Origin of the sequence: Pseudomonas putida, from assembly GCA_041879295.1 — a bacterium.
GTDB lineage: Bacteria > Pseudomonadota > Gammaproteobacteria > Pseudomonadales > Pseudomonadaceae > Aquipseudomonas > Aquipseudomonas putida_Y.
In genome coordinates, this window is the sequence record CP047152.1 from 250638 (window position 1) to 272370 (window position 21733).

Sequence of the window (21733 nt, forward strand, 5' to 3'; positions counted from 1 at the left end):
GAAAATGCACTGTAGAGGGGGAGCGGGCGTGCCCGCGAAGAGGTCAGGTCAGGCACCACAAATCCATCAGAAATCACTGGTTATTTTTTCGCCAAAACCTTAGCTTAACGTTTTGCAACAAATGTTCGAGCGAGGTGTGTGATGTCGATGGAAGTATGGTTGGGCTTCTTTGCTGCCTGCTGGGTGATCAGCCTTTCACCTGGTGCCGGGGCGATTGCCTCGATGTCCAGCGGCCTGCAATACGGCTTCTGGCGTGGTTACTGGAACGCCTTGGGCCTGCAGCTGGGCCTGATCATGCAGATCGCCATCATCGCCGCCGGCGTCGGTGCCATCCTGGCCGCCTCGGCCACGGCGTTCCAGGTCATCAAGTGGTTTGGCGTCGCCTACCTGGTGTACCTGGCCTATAAGCAATGGCGTGCACTGCCGATGGACATGAGCGATGAATCAGGCGTGCGCCCGATCGGCAAGCCGCTGAGCCTGGTGTTCCGTGGTTTCCTGGTCAACATCAGCAACCCCAAGGCGCTGGTGTTCATGCTGGCGGTGCTGCCGCAGTTCCTCAACCCGCATGCGCCGCTGCTGCCGCAATATGTGGCGATCACCGTGACCATGGTCACTGTCGACCTGCTGGTGATGGCGGGGTACACCGGGTTGGCTTCGCATGTGTTGCGCATGTTGCGCACACCCAAACAGCAGAAGCGTTTGAACCGGACCTTTGCCGGGTTGTTCATTGGTGCAGCCACCTTCCTCGCGACCTTGCGCCGCGCGCCGGTCTGACAGACCGAATACAGGCCATTCGCGGGCAAGCCCGCGATTGGTCCATCACTATTTCTCCTTGCCAGCCAGCCCCTTCAGCAAATCTATCGGCAGCGGGAAGACGATGGTCGAGCTCTTGTCCCCGGCAATCGCCCCCAGTGTCTGCATATAGCGCAACTGCATCGCCCCCGGCTCTTTGCTCAGCATTTGCGCGGCTTGCATCAGTTTCTCCGACGCTTGCAGTTCACCTTCGGCATGAATCACCTTGGCCCGACGTTCGCGCTCGGCCTCGGCCTGGCGGGCGATGGCGCGTATCATCGACTCGTTCAGGTCAACGTGCTTGATCTCGACGTTGGCCACCTTGATGCCCCAGGCATCCGTCTGCGCATCCAGCACCTGGCGGATATCCAGATTCAGTTGCTCGCGCTCTGCCAGCAGCTCATCCAGTTCGTGCTTGCCCAGCACCGCACGCAGGGTAGTCTGGGCCAGCTGGCTGGTCGCCACCAGAAAATCCTCGACCTGAATGATCGCTTTCTGCGGGTCGAGCACGCGAAAGTACAACACTGCGTTGACCTTGACCGAAACGTTGTCGCGGGTGATCACATCCTGCGGCGGCACATCCAGTACCACTGTACGCAGGTCGACCCGTACCATTTGCTGAATCACCGGGATCAACAGGATCAGCCCCGGCCCTTTGACCTGCCAGAAGCGCCCCAGTTGAAACACCACGCCGCGCTCGTATTCGCGCAGGATGCGAAACGCCGACAGCACCAGCATGGCCAGCACGATCAGCACTGCGCCGAAACCGAATTGCATGAACATGCTCATTCTCCTTGCGTCGCAGGGGCGGCGGCGCTCACTTCCAGCATCACGCCATGGCGCGCGGTCACCCGTACGTTCTGGCCAGTTTGCAGGGGCGTTGCGCACCGCGCTTGCCATGGTTCGCCCTGAGCCAGCACGACACCACAGAATGGGTCGCTTGCCATCACCTGGGTGACGGTGACCAGGCTGCCGACCAGGCCGGCGTCGCCACTGACCAGCGCCCGCTTACGGGCCTTGAGAGCCATGCCCAGCACGCCACCGATCAATAATGCCGAGAGCAGCGCCAGGGTGCCGATCAAGGCCAGCGGGATGCCGAAACCGGGGGCGTCGGTGTCAATCAGGATCAACGCGCCGACCACAAAGGCAACGATGCCGCCGAAGCCGACCACGCCGAAACTGGGCAAGAAGGCTTCGGCGACCATGAAGGTAATGCCAAGCAGGATCAGCGCCACCCCGGCGAAACTCACCGGCAATAGCTGCAGCGCATACAGCGCCAGCAGCAGGCAGATACCACCGACCACACCACCCACCGCAGAACCGGGGTTCATGAATTCGAACAACAGGCCGTAAACGCCGATCATGATCAGGATCAGTGCCACGCTGGGGTTGGTGATCACCGCCAGAACCCGTGTGCGCCAGTCCGGCAGATGCTCGACCACGCTGGCGCCTGCGGTCTGCAACTGCCGTGGCTGGCCGGCCACCTGGAGCATTTTGCCGTCGAGCTTGCGCAGCAGGTCAGGCAGGTCATCGGCCACCTGATCGATCACGTTCAGGCGCAAAGCCTCGCTGGCGGACAGGCTGACCGCCTCGCGCACGGCCTTCTCCGCCCAGTCGGCGTTGCGGCCGCGCATTTGCGCCAGGCCACGGATGTAGGCAGCAGCGTCGTTGACCTGTTTGCGTGCGAGGGTTTCATCGTCGCCGCCTTTGGCCTTGTCATCATCGGGCGTGCCAGGCGGGCCGCCGATCCGCACCGGCGTGGCAGCACCCAGATTGGTCCCGGGCGCCATCGCCGCAATATGGCTGGCGTAGAGAATATAGGTGCCGGCGCTGGCGGCGCGGGCTCCGCTGGGGGCAACGTAGCTGGCGACCGGCACAGGGCTGGCGAGAATTGCCTTGATCATCTGGCGCATGGCGCTGTCCAGCCCGCCCGGGGTATCCATGCGGATAACCACCAGTTGCGCGCCTTGCGCCTGGGCCTGGCCAAGGCTGCGTACCAGGTAGTCGGCGCTGGCCGGGCCGATGGCGTCGTCGATGCCCAGCACCCACACCGCGCCGGGCGCTGCCTGGCCACCTGGCGTGATGCCAAGCAACAACAGCAGCAACAGCCAGCGCCAGCAGTGGGCGATCACCTGTCGTCACCTCATTTGCGCGTATTACACAAGTTTAGCCCCGACCACTCGTACCCGGCCTAAAATTGAAGATTGGGGGGCGAAACCGGAGGTGCATCATGCGTATGGCAAAGACCCTGCAGGCCAGCCTGGACAAGGCCAACTGCGACTACGACATCATTCCCCACCCACATTCGGCCACCAGCCTGGAGTCGGCCCGTATGGCCGGCGTGCCCGCCGAACGGGTCGCCAAGGCGGTGATGGTCGATGACCGTCACGGCAACTACATTATGGCCGTGCTACCGGCCAACCGGCATCTGGACCTGGACAAGGTGCGCATGTCCGGGGCCTGGCATCTGACCCGTGAAAGCGGTCTGCCGAGCCTGTTCAATGACTGCGAACGCGGTGCTGTGCCGGCCCTTGGCGATGCTTACCAGATAAAAATGCTGCTCGACCCGAGTCTTACCCGCCAAGGCGATGTCTACCTGGAGGCGGGTGACCACGATCACCTGATTCACATGAGCATGGAGCAGTACATGAAACTGGTGCCGCACGCCGAAGTGTGCGAGCTGTGCTGATGTTTTCAAACCAATGCCAGGCGGGCGTCGTGGACGGCTTGCCTGGCGCTCAGGAGGAACCATGGAAGCGCTGATCCATCCCTTTGCCGAGCTGTTCAAGCAGCTGGGCTTGCCCGACGATCCCAAGAGTATCGATCAGTTCATTACCAGCCATTCCCCGCTGAAGAACGAAATCAAGCTGGTGGATGCGCCATTCTGGAACGACTCTCAGCGTGCATTTCTCAAGGACAGCATCATTGAAGATTCCGATTGGGCTGTGCCCTTCGATCAACTCAACGAAGCATTGCGCCGCCCCCGAAAATAAAGCGCCGAGTGGCACCTGACGAGTGATCGGCCGTTGCTATGCTCAGGAAAACAATAAGGGGATAGCGCGATGAAAGATCCCTACGCACCAGGTTTCTGGTGTTCCGTGACGATCCTGGGCACCCTGACGGCCAGTTACTTCTATGGCATCAGGCAGACGCAACAGATGACTCAGGCGGTGCATTTCCTGTATGCCGCTGCCGCAGTCACTGTGGCGGTTGCACTGGTGGCGCTGACATGGATCGCCTGGCAGCAACTGCGCCTGAACAAGCGCGAAGTGGTGCAGGGGCGAACGTTGCTGACCATCTGGAACACCAAGGTTGCACTACGCCGCGTCGAGACGGTTTTCGACCGCTATTTCTGGGGCAGCTACTGGCATTCGGGGCGTACCTTCGAAGAGGTCATGGGCGAGCTCAGAGGCACACCGCTGGAGCAGAGCCTGGATGCGTTGAAGCGCCAGTGCCGGGTGCTCGACCGCGAAATCCATGACCGCCATCACCACTGGCTGGCCAACGCTCGCGACCTGTCCAGCGTGGCCCAGGCGATGGCCCGTGAACGCTACCAGCTTGACCTCGGCGAGCCCACGCACAGCGGCCACGGCAATACGGCAGTGCTCAACCGCGACCTGGAAGTGTTGGTGTACACCTGGTCGGCGCGCTTGCGTAGCTTCGACCATCAACTGGACGAGTTGGAGCGCGCCTACCATTGAGGCGCGTCATTCGCCGCGGATGTACTGCTCCATCTGCTTGATCAGGCTGGCCTGTTCGGCGATGGTTTCCTTGACCAGGTCACCGATCGAGAGCAGGCCGAGCAATCTGCCGTTGTCGACCACCGGCAGGTGACGCAGGTGGCGGTCGGTCATCAGGTTCATGCAGAAGTCGAGCTTTTGCTTGGGTTCCACGGTGACCACCGGTGCACTCATGATTTCGCGTACCGGGGTGGCGGCGGAAGAGCGGCCCTTGAGGACCAGTTTGCGCGCATAGTCCCGTTCACTGACGATACCCACTACCTGGCTGCCCTCGACTACAGGCAGCGCACCGATGTTTTTCTCCGCCAGCAGTTTCAGGGCGTCGAGCACCGAGTCATCCGGGCCGATGGTGTAGACGGTCTGGTGCTGGGACTTGGTCTTGAGGATTTGTTCGACGGTCTTCATACGGGCCTCTGCGGATAAAAAAGCACTGTCTCGGAGTAACTAAAGCATCCGGTACGGCGCTCTGCACGGCAATGCAGGAAACGGCATGGAGCCGATTGAAAAACGTCATTGCTGTTCGCTTGCAGCGGCCTTTTCGCGGCTAAAGCCGCGAAGAGGCCGTAATGCCCATCAAAGCTTCGGCATCTGCCCGATCCGCGCCACCATCTCGCTCACTATCTGCAGGTCCAACATGAACTGTTCCACGGTCTTGAACTCGTTGTCGTTGTGCCCGGTGTACTTCACGTCTGGCATCGCCAGGCCAAATTGCACACCGTTGGGAAGATCGTGCACCGAAGTCGCGCCGGCCGAGGTACCGAACTCATGCTTCATACCCAGGTTCTCGGTGGCCACGGCGAGCAGAGCCTGGACCCATTCGCCTTCAGGGTTACGGTACATCGGTTCGTCCAGGCTGTAATCGAACGCCACCGAGGTGTTGCTTTCCCGGGTCCATTTGCCCAGTTTCTCTGCCAGTTCGTCCTTGATCGTGGCGATCGGCTTCCCCTTGGGAATGCGCAGGTTTACCGCCAGCTTCAAGCCTTTGTCATCCACTCCGACAAAGGTCAGCGAAGTGGTCAGCGGGCCCATGAACGGGTCCTTGAAGGCCACGCCGAGTTTGTTGCCCAGGTAGTCCAGGCCCCAGTTGTCGGCGGCATAGCGGGCAGCGTCGGTAAAGTGGTTGTGCTTGAGCGACACCTGCTGGCCGAGACCATTGATGAAGTCGAGCATACGCGCCACCGGGTTGATGCCGGATTCCGGCTCCGAAGAGTGTGCGGAAACACCGGTCACGGTGAGCAAGACTTGCTTGCCGTCGGCCTTGGCGTCGATGCTGAAGTCGCTTCCATGCTGCTTCACATATCTGGCGCCGGCTTGCTGCAGGTGCTTGGCCAGCTGTGCCGGGTTGTCAGAAATCAGGGTCGCAACCGAAGTTGTCGGGATCTGGTTGGTCGCCAGGCCACCGGTCAGGTTGACGATCTCGGCACCCTTGCCGCTGGCCGGGCGCTTGTTGAAGCTGGCCATGATCGTGCCGTAGCCTTTCTCGGCAATTACTACCGGGTAGCCGCCGTCGAGGGCCAGGTTGTAGTCGGGCGTAGGGTTGCGCTCGAAGTAATAGGGAATGGCATCACCGCTGGTTTCTTCGGTGGTGTCGATCAGCAGCTTGAACTGCCGGGCGAGCGGCAGGTTTTCGTCCTTGGCCACTTTCAGCGCGTACATCGCCACCACGATGCCGTTCTTGTCGTCTTCGGTGCCGCGGCCGTACATGCGGTCACCCACCAGGGTGACCTTGAACGGGTCCAGGCGCGTACCATCGGCCAGCTTCCAGTTGTCCGGGTTGACCGGCACTACGTCAGCGTGGGCATGGATGCCGATCACTTCCTTCCCGCTGCCAAGCGAGATCTCGTACACCCGGTTGTCGATGTTGCGGAAGGCCAGGCCGAAGCTATCGGCCAATGCCTTGATCCTGTCGGCGATCTTGAGGAATTCAGGGTTTTCGTACTGCGGCGTACCCTCGACATTGAAGGTGGGGATGGCTACCAGTTCACGCAGGGTTTCGGTAGCGGCCTTGCCATACTTGATGCGGGTATACAGGCCGAGCAGGCGGTTGATCTCGTCTTGTTGCCCGGCGGCCAATGGCTTGTTGGCCAGGTAGGCGTCGACGGTTGCCTCGAGGTTGTCGGCCTTGCCCAGGTCGCTGCCTTTGAGCTTGCCGAGGAATTGCTTGAAGTCGCTTGGGTCGCTGCCGTCGAAGGCTTTGACGATAGCTGCGGACTGCTGCTGGGTGAGGTTGGCCTGGGCAGACTGGGTGAACAGGCTGATGCTGGCCAGCAACAGGGTGGTGGCGGTGAGTTTTTTCAACTGCATGGTTGTGCGCATTCCTTCGCCAATCATTGTTATGGGTTACCCGTTCAGAGAACGGGAAGACGCCCACGCTAACATCAATGACCCGTGGCACGGGAGTACCAGAAAGGTGACATGGCGCACAAACGAAAAAGCCCCGGGCTCAGGCCCAGGGCTTTCTTGATATGGCGCACTCGGCGGGATTCGAACCCACGACCCCTGCCTTCGGAGGGCAGTACTCTATCCAGCTGAGCTACGAGTGCAACGCGCACGCATGATACCCATCTGTGTCGTTGACGTCCATCGCCTTGATCTGTAGCTGTTTTTACCGTGTTGGCTGTGCAGATACCTGGGGCCGGATACACGACAATACCGATCGAACTGTCGGCCGGGGTAATACCGGCCGTAACTGGATCCACGTCAATTCCGTCGATTACTCTGCCGATGACGACAGCATCATCGTTTCAGCCCGACGTCAGGGCGTGTGGAAACTGACCGTGACCAGCAGTGAAACGAATTTTGGCTTCGCCCCGAGTCCGGCCGCAGCATCGTCTACCCTTTAGCGGCCATTCTGCGGGTGATTTCAGATGGGCTGTTCAACCATTCGTTCTTTTTTTCGAACAGCCTATTGTCCAACACCCCAGCAGCCGCTTAGCATTCGTTTGAGATTTCAAACGCTCGATGCCCTGCCTTGGGCGCTTTTCAACAATCAACAATTCGGGAAGCCGACATGCAGCTCAAAGACGCTCAGTTGTTCCGCCAGCAAGCCTATATCAATGGTGAGTGGCTGGATGCGGACAACGGCCAGACCATCAAGGTGACCAACCCGGCCACCGGCGAAGTCATCGGTACCGTGCCGAAGATGGGCACCGCGGAAACCCGCCGCGCCATCGAAGCCGCTGACAAGGCCCTGCCGGCCTGGCGTGCCCTGACTGCGAAAGAGCGTTCGGCCAAGCTGCGTCGCTGGTTCGAACTGATGATCGAGAACCAGGACGACCTGGCTCGCCTGATGACCACCGAACAGGGCAAGCCGCTGGCCGAAGCCAAGGGCGAAATCGCCTACGCTGCCTCGTTCATCGAGTGGTTCGCCGAAGAAGCCAAGCGCATCTACGGTGACACCATCCCGGGCCACCAGCCAGACAAGCGCCTGATTGTCATCAAGCAGCCAATCGGCGTTACCGCGGCCATCACCCCGTGGAACTTCCCGGCCGCCATGATCACCCGTAAAGCCGGCCCGGCCCTGGCCGCTGGCTGCACCATGGTTCTCAAGCCTGCTTCGCAAACCCCATACTCCGCTCTGGCCCTGGTTGAGCTGGCCCACCGTGCCGGCATCCCGGCAGGCGTGCTGAGCGTGGTTACCGGCAGCGCCGGCGAAGTTGGCGGCGAACTGACCGGCAACTCCCTGGTACGCAAGCTGTCCTTCACCGGCTCGACCGAAATCGGTCGCCAGCTGATGGAAGAATGCGCCAAGGACATCAAGAAGGTTTCCCTGGAGCTGGGTGGCAACGCCCCGTTCATCGTGTTCGACGACGCCGACCTGGACAAGGCGGTCGAGGGCGCGATCATCTCCAAGTACCGCAACAACGGCCAGACTTGCGTTTGCGCCAACCGTATCTACGTGCAGGACGGCGTCTACGACGCGTTCGCCCAGAAGCTGGCCGCTGCAGTTGCCAAGCTGAAGATCGGTAACGGCCTGGAAGACGGCACCACCACTGGCCCGCTGATCGACGGCAAGGCTGTCGCCAAGGTCCAGGAGCACATCGAGGACGCCGTCAGCAAAGGCGCCAAAGTGCTGTCCGGTGGCAAGCTGATCGAAGGCAACTTCTTCGAACCGACCATCCTGGTAGACGTACCGAAGAGCGCTGCTGTCGCCAAGGAAGAGACTTTCGGCCCACTGGCGCCGCTGTTCCGCTTCAAAGACGAAGCCGAAGTCATCGCCATGTCCAACGACACCGAGTTCGGCCTGGCCTCGTACTTCTACGCCCGTGACATGAGCCGTGTGTTCCGTGTCGCCGAAGCCCTGGAATACGGCATGGTGGGTATCAACACCGGCCTGATCTCCAACGAAGTGGCGCCGTTCGGTGGTATCAAGGCCTCGGGCCTGGGCCGCGAAGGTTCCAAGTACGGTATCGAGGACTACCTCGAAATCAAATACCTGTGCATCAGCGTCTGATCGCACGGTAAAGGCTTTACCTCTGCCAGCGGGGCGCGAGAGCGACGTCTCGCTGGCCTTTTTTACATTGCAGTACCTGGTGGCCAGGGCGCTCACGACAGTCGATCAACGAATACTGTTCGCGAGCACTCCCAGCCACCCCCGAATAAAAGCGCCATTCCTGTCGGCGCAATGAGGGCATTATGAGCAAAACCAACGAATCCTTGATGCAACGTCGTGTAGCTGCCGTCCCACGTGGCGTCGGCCAGATCCACCCGATCTTCGTCGACACCGCGAAGAACTCGACCGTGATCGACGTTGAAGGCCGCGAACTGATCGACTTCGCCGGCGGCATCGCAGTACTGAACACCGGCCACCTGCACCCGAAAGTGGTTGCAGCCGTGCAAGAGCAGCTGACCAAGGTCAGCCACACCTGCTTCCAGGTGCTGGCTTACGAACCCTACGTAGAGCTGTGCGAAAAGATCAACAAGCTGGTCCCAGGCGACTTCGACAAGAAGACCCTGCTGGTCACCACCGGCTCCGAGGCCGTTGAAAACGCCGTCAAGATCGCCCGTGCTGCCACTGGCCGCGCTGGCGTCATCGCCTTCACCGGCGGTTATCACGGCCGTACCATGATGACCCTGGGCCTGACCGGCAAGGTCGTGCCGTACTCCGCTGGCATGGGCCTGATGCCAGGCGGCATCTTCCGCGCCCTGTTCCCGAGCGAACTGCACGGTATCAGCGTTGACGACGCCATTGCCTCGGTCGAGCGCATCTTCAAGAACGACGCCGAGCCGCGCGACATCGCCGCGATCATCCTCGAGCCAGTACAAGGCGAAGGCGGTTTCCTGCCAGCGCCGAAAGAGCTGATGAAACGCCTGCGCGCCCTGTGCGACCAGCACGGCATCCTGCTGATCGCCGACGAAGTACAAACTGGCGCTGGCCGTACCGGTACCTTCTTCGCCATGGAACAGATGGGCGTTGCGCCTGATCTGACCACCTTTGCCAAGTCCATCGCTGGCGGCTTCCCGCTGGCCGGTGTGTGCGGCAAGGCCGAGTACATGGATGCCATCGCTCCAGGCGGCCTGGGCGGCACCTACGCCGGCTCGCCGATCGCTTGCGCCGCGGCCCTGGCCGTGATCGAAGTGTTCGAAGAAGAAAAACTGCTGGACCGCAGCAAGGCTGTGGGTGAGCGCCTGACCGCCGGCCTGCGCGAAATCCAGAAGAAGTACCCGATCATCGGCGACGTCCGTGGTCTGGGCTCGATGATCGCCGTCGAAGTCTTCGAGAAAGGCACTCACACCCCGAACGCTGCTGCTGTTGGCCAGGTTGTCGCCAAGGCCCGCGAAAAGGGTCTGATCCTGCTGTCTTGCGGTACCTACGGCAACGTCCTGCGTATCCTTGTTCCGCTGACCGCCGAAGACGCGCTGCTGGACAAAGGCCTGGCCATCATCGAAGAGTGCTTCGCTGAAATCGCCTGATGTGACGTGCTCCAGAAAAAACCCGCCCAGGCGGGTTTTTTTTATGCCCAGAAAAGCCATGTAGCGCTATGGTTGTCGGAGGACTCGCTTTGGAAGCTGCGACGGACTGTGTGTCAGGGTATTCAGGAGTAGTTGGCGATGAGTGCTGCAGCCCCCACCCCACCAAGCGTACTGATTGTCGAAGGCGATCCTTGGGTACGGGATTTACTCAGCGAGATGCTGCTCAGCGTACGTTGTGATGCCCGCCTGCAGGTATGCACTGACGGCTCGCAGGCACTCAGTGCCTTATCCAACAAGCCTGACCTGATCATCGCCGCCCGTGAGCTGGCCGGTGTCGATGGCCTCGACCTGCTGCGCAAGGTGCGCGCCAAAGGGCCAGGGGTACCGTTCATTCTCATGAGTAACCGCAATGACAGCGCCAGTGTGCGTGAAGCGCTGCCCCTGCACCCCACTGCTTACCTGAGCAAGCCGTTGAATCTGGATAACCTGCGCAAACGCCTGGAAGAGTTGCTGCTGGCCGTTGGCGAGGAGATTGCCTGCCCGGTACCGGCATTGCAGGCGGGTGCCAGCCTGCCGGCCTACCTTGAACAGCGCCGCGCTAGCGCCGATGGTGGGCCGCTGCTGGCAGATGTGCAGCTGGCGATCAAACGGGCGCTCAATCCCCAAGGCCTGAACCTCAGGGCGCTCGAAGAGGAGGTGTGTAACGACCCGCAAGTCACGGCGGTACTGATTGCTGCCGCCAATAGTGCGGCATTGCACCGTGAAGCCCCGGTGCAGACGTTGCTGCAGGCCCTGAACAAGCTTGGCAGTACCCAAAGCATGAACCTGATCCTGGGCATGACCCTCAAGCGCAGCGCACGCCTCAGCGACCCCCTGTTGGCAGAGCACGCAGCCCGTTACTGGGACCTGTCACTGCACACTGCCGAATATGGCCGCACCTTGGCGCGCATGCTCGAACTGGACGAGGGGCGTTGTTATTGCGCGGGCTTGCTGCATTGCCTGGGCGACCTGGCGGTGTTGCGCTGCCTGCAGGAGTGGCGGCTGGCCGGGGGAGACCTGAACGAGCGCAATGTGCAGCAATCGCTGGAGGAGTTTGGTGCGGCATTCGGCTCGGCGCTGCGTACTCGCTGGCGTCTGCCGCTGGCACTGCGCGAGTTGATCGCTGCGATCTACCAGTTGGGTGGTGGAGTTTACTCGCTGGAGATCCTGGCCATGAACCTGGCTGGGCAGTTGTCGCGGCTGCCGGCTGAGCAGGGGCTGGAGAAGGTGGCCAGCGGCAAGACGGCGCGCCTGCTCAAGCTTGGCCTGCCGGAGCTTAGGCGGTTGCGCAAAGTGGAGAGCCCGGAAGTAAAGCCACAGGAAGAACCGCCGGTGGCTGGGGCCGAGGTTTCCAGCTGAGATTCGGGGGCCGCATTGCGACCCTTCGCGGGCTTGCCCGCTCCCACAGGTGTGGCGCCGGGCCCGCGAATACCGGCCAAAGCCGGTGCCCCTGCCGCCTGATCAGCCGCGGACTATCTGATTCTTGCCCTGCCGCTTGGCCCTGTACATTGCCGCATCTGCCCGCGCATAGAGGCTGTCCAGCGTCACATCCTCATCGGTCAGCCCGGTCAGCCCCTGACTCACAGTCACCCCGTACGTCTGCTGCCCATGGCTAAAGCTCAAGAGCTGAATCTGCCGCTGCAAGCGCTCGGCAATCTGCTCCGCGACCTGAGCGTTGCAGCCCGGAAACACCGCAGCAAATTCTTCGCCGCCAATGCGCCCGAACAGGTCGCCCCGGCGTAGCACGGCCTTGCCGCTGTCGGCGATGTGTTGCAGCACCTGGTCGCCTTCCTGGTGGCCATAGCTGTCGTTGATGCGTTTGAAGTCGTCGATATCCAGCAGCAGGAAAGCCAGCGGTGTACCGTCCTCGCGAGCACTGTCGAAGGCTTGCTGAGCACATTCGAAGAAGTGCCTGCGGTTACTGCTCTGGGTCAGCACGTCGGTGGTGGCCAGGCGCTGCAGTTCGCCTTCAAGCTGCTTCTTCTCGGTGATGTCTTCGGCGATACCGACAATGATTACCCGATCACTATCGTGCTGCTGGTTGATGTAGCACTTGTCGCTCAGCCAGCGTATTTGTCCGTCGGCATTGAGGATGCGGTACTCGCGGTCTTCCACCGCACCCTTGAGCAGGACCTGGGCCAGGCTACGTTCGGCGAATTCGAGGTCGTCGGGGTAGATGCTGTCACGCCATTCGTTGTAGTCAGCCAGCACCAGGCTGACCGGGCGGCCGAAGATGCGCTCGTAGGCTGGGCTGACGTACAGCACCTGACGGGTTCCCCAGTCGAAGGCCCAAAGCACTGCATTGACGCTGTCGAGCAACGAGCTGAACAGCTGATCGCGCTCACTCAGGCGGGCAACCTCGCCTTGGGCGTGGAGTAACGCCAGCAAGGTCTGGGCGGCTTCGGGAGGTGGGGTACCCGGAAATATCGTTGGAATGTTCTTGGCCATGTGCACGGAGCAGGTCTCAACGTGAAGGCGTGCGGCCAGCATCCGGCCCGCCACGCAGGCGATATTCCAGATTCGAGTGGAGAGGTCGGGGCTAAGTTCCGAACGGCACGCCCCGCTGAGAGGCGTGCCGATCAACGGCGGTCAGGCGCCGGTCGGGCGTAGCGAGTAAGTCTTGAGTTGTGCTGCGAAGTCGCGCAGTGCCTGGATGCCGCTGGTTTCAGCCTCGTGTACCCAGTCTTTCATGGCCGCCAGCATGTCGTGGCCGTTGGCGCTGGTGCGCGCCCAGATCTGCTGCAGGGCCAGGCGCTTTTCATAGATGGTTTTCAGTGCCTGGCTGTGCGCGAGCATGGACTCGATGCGCACGTGGTGGCGATCTTCCAGCAGGCTGGTTTCGCGCGAGAGCAGCCGTTTGGCACGGCGGAAGCGGTGACGCACCGAGGCGTCGACGCGGGCCAGTTCCTGTTTCACCAGCGGGCCGATCACCAGCTTGCGGTACTGGGCCATGATCTGGAAGCGGTTGTTCAAGATGGCCATGGCGGTGTCCATGTCCAGGCTGGCCTTGCCGGCCACCCGATGGGCGATGGGCGCTACGCGCTGCACCTTGGCCAGACGCAGCAGGCAGAACAGGCGGATCCACGCCCAGCCCATGTCGAACTCCCAGCGCTTGACCGAGAGCTTGGCCGAGTTGGGGTAGGTGTGATGGTTATTGTGCAGTTCTTCACCGCCGATGACGATGCCCCATGGCACCAGGTTTGTGGCCGCGTCGCGGCATTCGAAGTTGCGATAGCCCAGGGCATGGCCCAGGCCGTTGACCACACCGGCGGCCCAGAACGGAATCCACATCATCTGCACCGCCCAGATGGTGATGCCTATGGTGCCGAACAGCAGCAGGTCGATCACCGCCATCAGTGCGATACCGCCCAGTTTGTAACGCGAGTACAGGTTGCGCTCGATCCAGTCATCCGGGCAGTTCTTGCCATAGATGCGCAGGGTTTCGGGGTTGCGCGCCTCTTCACGGTACAGCTCGGCACCTTTGCGCAGCACTGTGCCCAGGCCCTTGTACACCGGGCTGTGCGGGTCGTCGGGGGTTTCGCACTTGGCGTGGTGCTTGCGGTGGACGGCGGTCCACTCGCGGGTGTTCTGCGCCGTGGTCAGCCACAGCCAGAAGCGGAAGAAGTGCTTGAGCGCGCCGTTGAGCTCCAGGGCCCGGTGCGCGGAGTAGCGATGCAGGTAGACCGTGACGCTGACAATGGTCACGTGGGTCATCAACAGAGTGATGCCGACCAGTTGCCAGGCCGACAGGTCGAGCAGGCCGTTATACCACATAGGTGCAAATACCCTCGAAATGCAGGGGGAAGGGCTGATTATCCCTTGGCGGGGAAATAAAACCAGTCAACCGTTGAGATAGGAGGTCACGACATGTTTCAGCCTTTATAATGCCCACTCCTTTTTGATGGCCTTTCCCACCCGACATGTCTGTTTCCGTTCGCGACGCCTTGCGCATGGCTGCGCTGTATGTGGTGCTCTCGATCCTCTGGCTTGCGCTGGCGGAGATGATGCTGCACAGCATGACTGACGACCCCTTGGCACTGACCGTGGGGCGGCAGATCAATGTGGTGGTCTGGGTGCTGCTCAGTGCCGTGCTGATCTATGTGTCGCGCGTGCGCCTGCTCAACTTCATCGGCCATGGCGCACGTTTGCGTTGTGAAGACCGTGAACGGCTGCGCATGGCTGCCGCGGTGTTCGACAGTACCCTCGAAGGTGTGCTGGTGACCGACCGCCAGGGCCTTATCGTGCACGTCAATCGTGCCTTCATGCGCATCACCGGCTACCAGCAGGATGAGGTTATCGGCCAGCGCCCGAACAAGTTCAAGTCCGGCCACCATGGCCTGGCCTTCTACCAGGAGGTTTTCGCCACCCTGGCCGAGAAGGGCGAGTGGAGCGGTGAAATCTGGAACCGGCGCAAAAGCGGTGAAATCTACCCGCAGTGGCAGACCATTTGCGCCATTCGCGATGACGAAGGTGAGCTCAGTCATTACGTGGCGGTGTTCAGTGATATCAGCGCCATCAAGCATTCGGAACAGGAACTTGCCTACCTGGCCCACCACGACCCGTTGACCGGCCTGCCCAACCGCCTGCTGTTTACCGACCGGGTAGAGCAGGCATTGGCGGCGGCGCAGGCCAACAAGCGCGGTTGCGCCTTGTTGCTGCTGGACCTGGATCATTTCCAGAGCATAAACGACGGCCTGGGCCATACCATTGGCGACCAGTTGTTGAAGCTGGTGGGCGAGCGTCTGGGCGAGGTGTTGGGTAACGGTATGACCCTGGCGCGCCTGGGCGGCGACGAGTTCGGCGTGCTGGCCGAGAACTGCCAACAGGTCGGCCAGGCGGGCAAGCTGGCGCAGTGCATCATCGAGCGCATGCGTGAGCCGTTTCAGTTCGAGGGCAATCGCCTGTTCATCAGCGCCAGTGTCGGAATCAGCCTGTACCCCAGCGATGCCTTGGGTGCCGAGCAGTTACTGCGCAATGCCGACTCGGCGTTGTACAAGGCCAAAAGCAACGGGCGGGCCTGCTATGCCCTGTACACCGAAGAGCTGACCGCCCATGCACAGCATCGGGTCGAGACCGCCGCTGAATTGCGTCGGGCCCTGGAGCAGGATGAACTGAGGGTGTACTTCCAGCCGGTACACGACCTGGCATCAGGCCGACAGGTCGGGGTCGAGACGCTGGTGCGCTGGCAGCACCCCAGGCGCGGCCTGGTACCGCCGGGTGAGTTCATCCCGATTGCCGAGCGCACCGGCCTGATTGCCGAGATCGATACCTGGGTGCTGCGCCAGGCCTGCCGGCAAATGGTGCAGTGGCAGGCTGAAGGCCGGCAGCTGGCATTTGTGGGGGTGAACATCTCCAGCCGGCTGTTTGGCCAGCACGAACTTTATCAACAGGTAGCCGAAGTGCTGCACGACACCGGCCTGGCCCCGGCCTTGCTGGAGCTTGAAGTGACCGAAAGCGCGGTGATGGAAGACCCTGAGGTGGCGCTTGAGCAACTGCACCGTTTGCGCGAGCTGGGGGTGACCTTGGCCATCGACGACTTTGGCACCGGGTATTCATCACTGCTGCGGCTCAAGCGTTTGCCGGTGCAGAAGTTGAAAATCGACCAAGGGTTTGTAGCTGGGTTGCCAGTGGATGAGGATGACATCGCAATTGTGCGGGTGATCATTGCCTTGGCCCGCAGCATGGGTATGCAGGTGCATGCCGAGGGCATCGAGCAGGCGGAACAGGCCACCTTCCTGTTGCAGGAGGAGTGCCAGCTGGGGCAAGGGTACTGGTTCGGGCGGCCGGTGCCGGCTGAGGATCTGCGCTGGGATTGAGGGTATGTATGGCGCGAGTCGTGCAGCGCCTTTGAGACCGAGCGCCGCCCGCGCGGCACATCGCGAGCTGCGCTCGCTCTTACGTTTGTTGCGGGCCAATCATTCCTGCGGGATTTGCGCGCGCCCCACCCCTTGGCGCATGCCGCGATATCGTGTCGTACAAACAAGGCGGTCGCGCGCGCCTGTCACAGGCATAACTGGCCCGAAACAAACGTAGGAGCGAGCGCAGCTCGCGATGCGCCGCGCGGGCGGCGCTGGATTTACGCCCCAATAAATTTCCCAGGTCATGCGCATCGCTTGTTCAAACCCTTCGCCAGGCGGTCCCCGCCCAACTGGATCAACGCCACTAACGCTACCAGCATGGCGATCACGGTCAGCATGATCTGGCTGTCGAAACGCTGGTAGCCATACCGATAGGCGATATCCCCCAGCCCGCCGGCACCAATCGCCCCGGCCATCGCCGACGAGTTGATCAAGGTCACCAAGGTAATGGTGAAGCCCCCGACGATCCCCGGCAGCGCCTCGGGCAACAGTACATGCCAGACGATGTGCCAGCGCCGGCAGCCCATGGCCTGTGCGGCTTCCACCAGGCCATGGTCGACTTCACGCAGGCTCACCTCGGCAATCCGCGCAAAGAACGGTGTGGCGGCAATGGTCAGCGGCACCACTGCCGCCCACACGCCATAAGTGGTACCCACCACCAGGCGGGTGAAAGGAATCAGCGCAACCATCAGGATCAGAAACGGAATCGAGCGGAACAGGTTGACGAAGGCGCCCAGCACCCGGTTCAGCAGCGGCGCCTCGAAGATCCCACCCTTGTCGCTGGTGACCAGCAGTACCGCCATGGGTACACCCACCAGCAGGGCGATCAGTGACGAAACCCCAACCATCAGCAGCGTATCAAGCAAGCCTTCCAGCAGGCGATCAAACCACATGGCCCAATACCTCCACGTTTTCGGCCCAACGGCGGGCACGTTCCAGCAATTGATGGGTGTCGTGCGGCGAGTGTTGCACCGAGAGGATGAGTTGCCCCAAGGCATGTTCGCCGATGGTTTCCACGCCGCCCTGCAGCAGACGCACACGCCCGCCCAGGTCGTTGAACAGGGCAGACAGCTCTGGCTCGCCAAGCACGGTCAGTTTCAGCACCACGGCGCTGTTGCGGCCCGCCGCGCTGGCCTGGAGGCTGGCTTGCAGTGCGGCAGGTAGCTTGGCCTGCAAAGGGGCGAGCAGGGTGCGGGTGACCTCGTGACGGGGTGAACCAAACACCCGCCAGACCTCGCCCTGCTCGACCACTGCGCCGCGTTCCAGCACCACTACCCGGTGGCAGATGTCGCGAATCACTGCCATTTCGTGGGTGATCAGCACGATGGTCAGGCCCAGGCGCTGGTTGATATCGCGCAGCAGCTCCAGGATCGAGGCGGTGGTTTCCGGGTCCAGCGCCGAGGTGGCCTCGTCGCACAGCAGGATCTCGGGGGTGTGCACCAGTGCCCGGGCAATGCCCACGCGCTGTTTCTGCCCGCCGGACAGTTGCGCCGGGTACACGTGATGTTTTTCCTGCAGGCCGACCAGTTCCAGCAACTCGCGCACCTTGTGCTGGCGTTCGGCTTTTGCCACGCCGGCGACTTTCAACGGCAACTCGACGTTCTGCCACACGGTCTTGGCCGACATCAGGTTGAAGTGCTGGAAGATCATGCCGATGCGCCGGCGCAGGGCCACAAGCTGGTCCTCATCGAAAGGCGCGATATCCACCTGGTCGATCAATACGCGGCCCTGGCTGGGTTGCTCCAGGCGATTGATGGTGCGCAGCAGTGATGACTTACCGGCGCCGCTGCGGCCGATGATGCCGAAGATCTCGCCATGGCGGATGTTCAAGTCGATGCCTTGCAAGGCCGGTTGCGCCTGGCCCGGGTAGGTCTTGCCCAGGCCGATGAAGCGCACGTGGGCTTCATTGATCTCGGGGCGCAGGGCCTGTTCCCTGGCCAATGGCGGCAGTGCTTGGGGTGTGGGCGCTCTGAGCGCGCTGGCCTGGCTCATGTCAGCCTTCCCAGCCGGCTTGGTAGAGCTTGCCGTGAGCTTTGTTCAACGCAGCGCGCACCACTGGCGAATGCTGGTAGATGTCGACGAACTTGGCCAGGCGTGGGTCGTCCTTGCTTTGCGGGCGAATGACGAACTGGATCACGTATTCCTTGTTTTCCAGCCCGTCGAACAGCAATGCCGAGGTGGCATCGAAAGTGTTGGCCAAGCGGATGTAGGCCGGGTAACCCTGCACCAGGTCGGTGTCGTCGTAGGCACGTACCAGTTGCACCGCTTCGACCTGAAGGATCTTCAGCCTTTTCGGGTTGGCGACGATGTCGTCCTCGGTGGCCTTGTAGCCAACGCCTGGCTTCAGGGTGATCAACCCGGCCTTGGCCAGCAGCAGCAGACCACGGCCGCTGTTGATCGGGTCGTTGGCGATGGCCACGCTGGCGCCTTCGGGCAGCTCAGCAAAGCTTTTGTACTTTTTCGAGTACAGGCCAACGTTGTTGATGATGCCCGGGGCGTAAGGCACGAGGTTGAAGCCTGCAGCAGCCTTGGCGTTTTCCAGGAACGGGATATGCTGGAAGTAGTTCACGTCGATGTCGCCGCTGTTGAGGCTGACATTGGGCGCAATCCAGTCGCTGAACTCGACCAGCTTCACTTCCAGGCCTCGCTTGTGGGCTTCTTCCACCGCGGCTTCCAGCGGAATGGCAAAGGCCGAGGTGGTGCCGATCTTCAACGGCTCGGCAGCAAGGGCACCGGCGCACAGGCCGAGGGAGATGGCAATGGCCGCGACGGGCCGGAACAGTTTCTCAAGCATGGTGCAGCGCTCCAGTCGAGGCAGGGATAAAGCGGTAAGCCGAGCCAGGGTGGTCGGCGGGTAAGTGCGGGTGGTCGGTATGGAACAGTTTTTCGCGCAGGGTGCCTTCGGTGTAGGCCGTCTTGTAGCGGCCACGCTGCTGAAGTTGCGGGATGACCAGCTCGATGAAGTCCTCGAAGCTCTCCGGGGTGACGGTGCGGGTCAGGTTGAAACCGTCCAGGCCGGTTTCATCGATCCACGCGATCAACTGCTTGGCCACCTGTTCAGGCGCGCCGACCAGGGTTACGTAGCGGCCGCCCAGGGCGTGCTGCTGCAACAGGCGCCGGCGGGTCCAGGCGCTGTCTTGCAACTGGCGCGTGGCTGACTGGATGGCGTTGCCCTGGCTGAAGGCAATGGGTTGGTCCAGTTCATAGGCGGCGAAGTCGATGCCCGTGGACGCGGCGAAGTGCGCGACCCCCGCTTCGGCGCTGGCGTGGCGCAGGTACTCGGCATGTTTGGCCTGGGCCAGTTGCTCGGTGGCCGCGACGATCACCGTGATGCCCATGAACACCTTGACCGCCTGCGGGTAGCGGCCGGCGGCCTGGGCGGCCGCGCGAACCTTGTCGACCTGGGCGCGGGTGGCTGCCTTGTCCTGGCCACTGATGAACACGCATTCGGCATGGTTGCCGGCGAAGGCCAGGCCACGCGGCGAGCTGCCGGCCTGGAACAGCACCGGGGTGCGCTGCGGTGAGGGCTCGCACAGGTGGTAGCCTTCGACCTTGTAGAACTCGCCCTGGTGCTGAACCTTGCGCACCTTGTCGGGCGTGGCATAGACGCGATGCTGGCGGTCGGCGACCACTGCGTCATCGGCCCAGCTGCCTTCCAGCAGCTTGTACAACACCTGCAGGTATTCATCGGCCTGGTCGTAGCGGCGATCATGCGCCGGTTGCTGCGCCAGCCCCATGGCCCGGGCGGCGCTGTCGAGGTAGCCGGTAACGATGTTCCAGCCCACCCGGCCATTGCTCAGGTGGTCGAGTGTGGAAAGTCGTCGGGCGAACAGGTACGGCGCCTCGTAGGTGAGGTTGGCGGTAAGGCCAAAACCCAGGTGACGAGTGACCGCAGCCATGGCGGAGACCAGCAGCAGCGGGTCGTTGACCGGCAACTGGATCGACTCCTTGAGGGTGACGTCCAGTGACTGGCCATAGATGTCGTAGGTACCGACGATGTCGGCAATGAAAAGCCCGTCGAACAGACCGCGCTCCAGCAGGCGTGCCAGGTTGGTCCAGTAGTCCAGGGTCTTGTACTGGGTTGAAGTGTCCCGTGGGTGGGTCCACAGGCCGTGGTTGATGTGCCCGATGCAGTTCATGTTGAAGGCATTGAGCAGAATCTGCTTGGCCATCAGATGGTCCCCCGGCGCGGCGGGTTGGCATCGTTGAGGTAGTAGTTGCCGATGGCGTGGTACTTCCAGCGCACCGGGTCGTGCAGGGTGTGCACGCGAGCGTTGCGCCAGTGGCGGTCGAGGTTGTGTTCGGCCAATGTTGCCTGGCTGCCGCCCAGTTCGAACAGGGTGGTACCGGCTGCGAGGGAAATTTCGGTGCTGATGGCACGTGCTTCGGCCACGGCAATGGAGGCGGCGGCAACGTTGTCGGCAGTGCTGTCGTCGCGGGCGCGGTCGAGGTATTCGCCGGCGCGCTCCAGCAGGGCTTCGGCCGCATGCAAGCGGATCGCCAGATGGCCGAAGCTTTTCAGCGTCAGCGGGTCATCCGTGGCGTTGTCCAGGCCGGAGTCGACCCACGGACGGCTGCGGGTGCGCACGAAGTGCAGGGCATCTTCATAGGCGGCGCGGGCAATGCCAGTATCGATGGCGGCATGGAGGATCTGCGCCAGCGGGCCGACCGGGGTGGGGCGCTCGAAGGCGCTCTGGAACGGCACCACGTCGGCTGCGCTGACGTACACGTTGTCGAACACCACCGAACCGCTGCCGGTGGTGCGCTGGCCGAAGCCGCTCCAGTCGTCGATCACCTGCAGGCCCTGGCTGTCGGCCGGGACGAAGGCCAACTGTTGTATGCCTTGTTCATCCACGACCGAGGTTGGAATGCGCTGGGCATAGATGGCGCCTGTGGAATAGAACTTGCGCCCGTTGATGCGGAAACCGTCGCCGTCACGGCTCAGGCGGGTGGTGCGCTCGTGGGCGGTCTTGGTGCCCAGCTCGGCCAGGGCATTGCCGAAACGGCGGCCGGCCAGTACCTCGGCGTACAGGCGCTGCTTCTGTTCGGGGCTGCCGTTTATCCGCAGCACTTCCAGACCGTAGAAATGATTCTGCGGAATCTGCCCGAGCGAACCGTCGGCCTGTGCGATACGGGCGATGACCTTGACCAGGGTGACGTTGGACACGCCGGCACCGCCGAAGGCTTTGGGCACGCTGATGGCCCACAGGCCGGAGCGGGTGAACAGCTCGAGTTCGGCGAGCGGCAAGCGGCGCTCGCGGTCGCGCAAGGCGCTGTCGCGGCGCAGTTGCTGGGCGATGTCTTCGGCGACGGCCAGAGCTTGGGCGTCGCTAGTGATGATAGCGATTGTCATGGGGTTCTCCGGGGGCCACTTTGCGGCCCTTCGCGGGC

The 21733-nt window shown here is 62.1% G+C and carries 20 protein-coding genes and 1 tRNA gene; 9 read left to right on the top strand and 12 right to left on the bottom strand.

What is annotated here, in order from left to right; genetic code table 11:
* Positions 1-141: 141 nt before the first annotated feature.
* Positions 142-774 (top strand): LysE family transporter, encoded by a 633-nt coding sequence (locus GST84_01105; protein XGB11029.1) that lies wholly within the window; start codon positions 142-144, stop codon positions 772-774.
* 48 nt (positions 775-822) lie between these two features.
* Here GST84_01105 and GST84_01110 read toward each other — a convergent pair whose 3' ends face one another.
* On the bottom strand, positions 823-1575 hold the full coding sequence (locus GST84_01110; GenBank protein ID XGB11030.1) for a slipin family protein: 753 nt from the start codon (positions 1573-1575) through the stop codon (positions 823-825).
* Positions 1576-1577: 2 nt separating this feature from the next.
* On the bottom strand, positions 1578-2924 hold the full coding sequence (locus GST84_01115; GenBank protein ID XGB11031.1) for a nodulation protein NfeD: 1347 nt from the start codon (positions 2922-2924) through the stop codon (positions 1578-1580).
* A 98-nt stretch (positions 2925-3022) separates the two neighbouring features.
* Between GST84_01115 and GST84_01120 the strand changes: the two genes are divergently transcribed.
* The 3 genes from GST84_01120 (at position 3023) to GST84_01130 (ending at position 4493) form a co-directional block, all read left to right on the top strand.
* Positions 3023-3481 carry a hypothetical protein gene (locus GST84_01120; GenBank protein XGB11032.1) on the top strand — a complete coding sequence of 153 codons (459 nt, stop codon included), beginning with the start codon at positions 3023-3025 and terminating at the stop codon, positions 3479-3481.
* 61 nt (positions 3482-3542) lie between these two features.
* Entirely contained in the window at positions 3543-3785 is a 243-nt protein-coding gene (locus GST84_01125) for a DUF2789 family protein (GenBank protein XGB11033.1), read from the top strand.
* Between the two features lie 69 nt (positions 3786-3854).
* Positions 3855-4493 carry an NADH:ubiquinone oxidoreductase subunit N gene (locus GST84_01130; protein ID XGB11034.1) on the top strand — a complete coding sequence of 213 codons (639 nt, stop codon included), beginning with the start codon at positions 3855-3857 and terminating at the stop codon, positions 4491-4493.
* A 6-nt stretch (positions 4494-4499) separates the two neighbouring features.
* Here the strand turns inward: GST84_01130 and GST84_01135 are convergent, their stop codons facing one another.
* From GST84_01135 to GST84_01145, 3 genes are all read right to left on the bottom strand, one after another.
* Positions 4500-4937: a CBS domain-containing protein gene (locus tag GST84_01135; protein ID XGB11035.1), complete on the bottom strand. Its 438-nt coding sequence runs from the start codon at positions 4935-4937 to the stop codon at positions 4500-4502.
* A gap of 168 nt (positions 4938-5105) precedes the next feature.
* Positions 5106-6836 carry a dipeptidase gene (locus tag GST84_01140; GenBank protein XGB11036.1) on the bottom strand — a complete coding sequence of 577 codons (1731 nt, stop codon included), beginning with the start codon at positions 6834-6836 and terminating at the stop codon, positions 5106-5108.
* Positions 6837-6998: 162 nt separating this feature from the next.
* Positions 6999-7075: transfer RNA gene (locus GST84_01145), tRNA-Arg, on the bottom strand.
* A 30-nt stretch (positions 7076-7105) separates the two neighbouring features.
* Here GST84_01145 and GST84_01150 point away from each other — a divergent pair.
* The 4 genes from GST84_01150 to GST84_01165 all read left to right on the top strand — a co-directional run bounded on the left by GST84_01150 (position 7106) and on the right by GST84_01165 (position 11843).
* The gene (locus tag GST84_01150) at positions 7106-7375 is read left to right on the top strand and encodes an arylsulfotransferase (protein ID XGB15690.1); all 270 of its coding nucleotides are present in this window, start codon (positions 7106-7108) and stop codon (positions 7373-7375) included.
* Between the two features lie 167 nt (positions 7376-7542).
* A complete protein-coding gene (gabD, locus tag GST84_01155; protein XGB11037.1) occupies positions 7543-8985 on the top strand; it encodes an NADP-dependent succinate-semialdehyde dehydrogenase in 1443 nt (480 codons plus the stop codon).
* Between the two features lie 182 nt (positions 8986-9167).
* Complete coding sequence (locus GST84_01160; protein XGB11038.1) at positions 9168-10445, top strand: 5-aminovalerate aminotransferase DavT; 1278 nt, start codon at positions 9168-9170, stop codon at positions 10443-10445.
* Between the two features lie 138 nt (positions 10446-10583).
* Positions 10584-11843, top strand: a complete 1260-nt coding sequence (locus GST84_01165) for an HDOD domain-containing protein (protein XGB11039.1) — start codon at positions 10584-10586, stop codon at positions 11841-11843.
* A gap of 102 nt (positions 11844-11945) precedes the next feature.
* On the opposite strand, the gene GST84_01170 is transcribed toward GST84_01165, so the two are convergent.
* Positions 11946-12974, bottom strand: coding sequence for a diguanylate cyclase (locus GST84_01170; GenBank protein ID XGB11040.1), 1029 nt, complete (start codon positions 12972-12974; stop codon positions 11946-11948).
* Between the two features lie 99 nt (positions 12975-13073).
* The gene (locus GST84_01175; GenBank protein XGB11041.1) at positions 13074-14258 is read right to left on the bottom strand and encodes an acyl-CoA desaturase; all 1185 of its coding nucleotides are present in this window, start codon (positions 14256-14258) and stop codon (positions 13074-13076) included.
* 146 nt (positions 14259-14404) lie between these two features.
* Between GST84_01175 and GST84_01180 the strand changes: the two genes are divergently transcribed.
* Entirely contained in the window at positions 14405-16300 is a 1896-nt protein-coding gene (locus tag GST84_01180) for an EAL domain-containing protein (GenBank protein XGB11042.1), read from the top strand.
* Positions 16301-16584: 284 nt separating this feature from the next.
* On the opposite strand, the gene metI is transcribed toward GST84_01180, so the two are convergent.
* From metI to GST84_01205, 5 genes are read right to left on the bottom strand one after another with little or no spacing between them, the layout of a single operon-like run.
* Positions 16585-17235, bottom strand: a complete 651-nt coding sequence (gene metI, locus GST84_01185; protein XGB11043.1) for a methionine ABC transporter permease MetI — start codon at positions 17233-17235, stop codon at positions 16585-16587.
* Complete coding sequence (locus tag GST84_01190; protein ID XGB11044.1) at positions 17225-18334, bottom strand: ATP-binding cassette domain-containing protein; 1110 nt, start codon at positions 18332-18334, stop codon at positions 17225-17227. The genes metI and GST84_01190 overlap by 11 nt, the downstream gene beginning before the upstream one ends.
* 1 nt (position 18335) lies before the next feature.
* A complete protein-coding gene (locus tag GST84_01195) occupies positions 18336-19136 on the bottom strand; it encodes a MetQ/NlpA family ABC transporter substrate-binding protein (GenBank protein ID XGB11045.1) in 801 nt (266 codons plus the stop codon).
* The gene (locus GST84_01200) at positions 19129-20514 is read right to left on the bottom strand and encodes an NtaA/DmoA family FMN-dependent monooxygenase (GenBank protein ID XGB11046.1); all 1386 of its coding nucleotides are present in this window, start codon (positions 20512-20514) and stop codon (positions 19129-19131) included. The genes GST84_01195 and GST84_01200 overlap by 8 nt, the downstream gene beginning before the upstream one ends.
* Positions 20514-21695, bottom strand: a complete 1182-nt coding sequence (locus tag GST84_01205; GenBank protein ID XGB11047.1) for an SfnB family sulfur acquisition oxidoreductase — start codon at positions 21693-21695, stop codon at positions 20514-20516. Before GST84_01205 ends, GST84_01200 begins: the two co-directional genes overlap by 1 nt.
* Between the last annotated feature and the right edge of the window lie 38 nt (positions 21696-21733).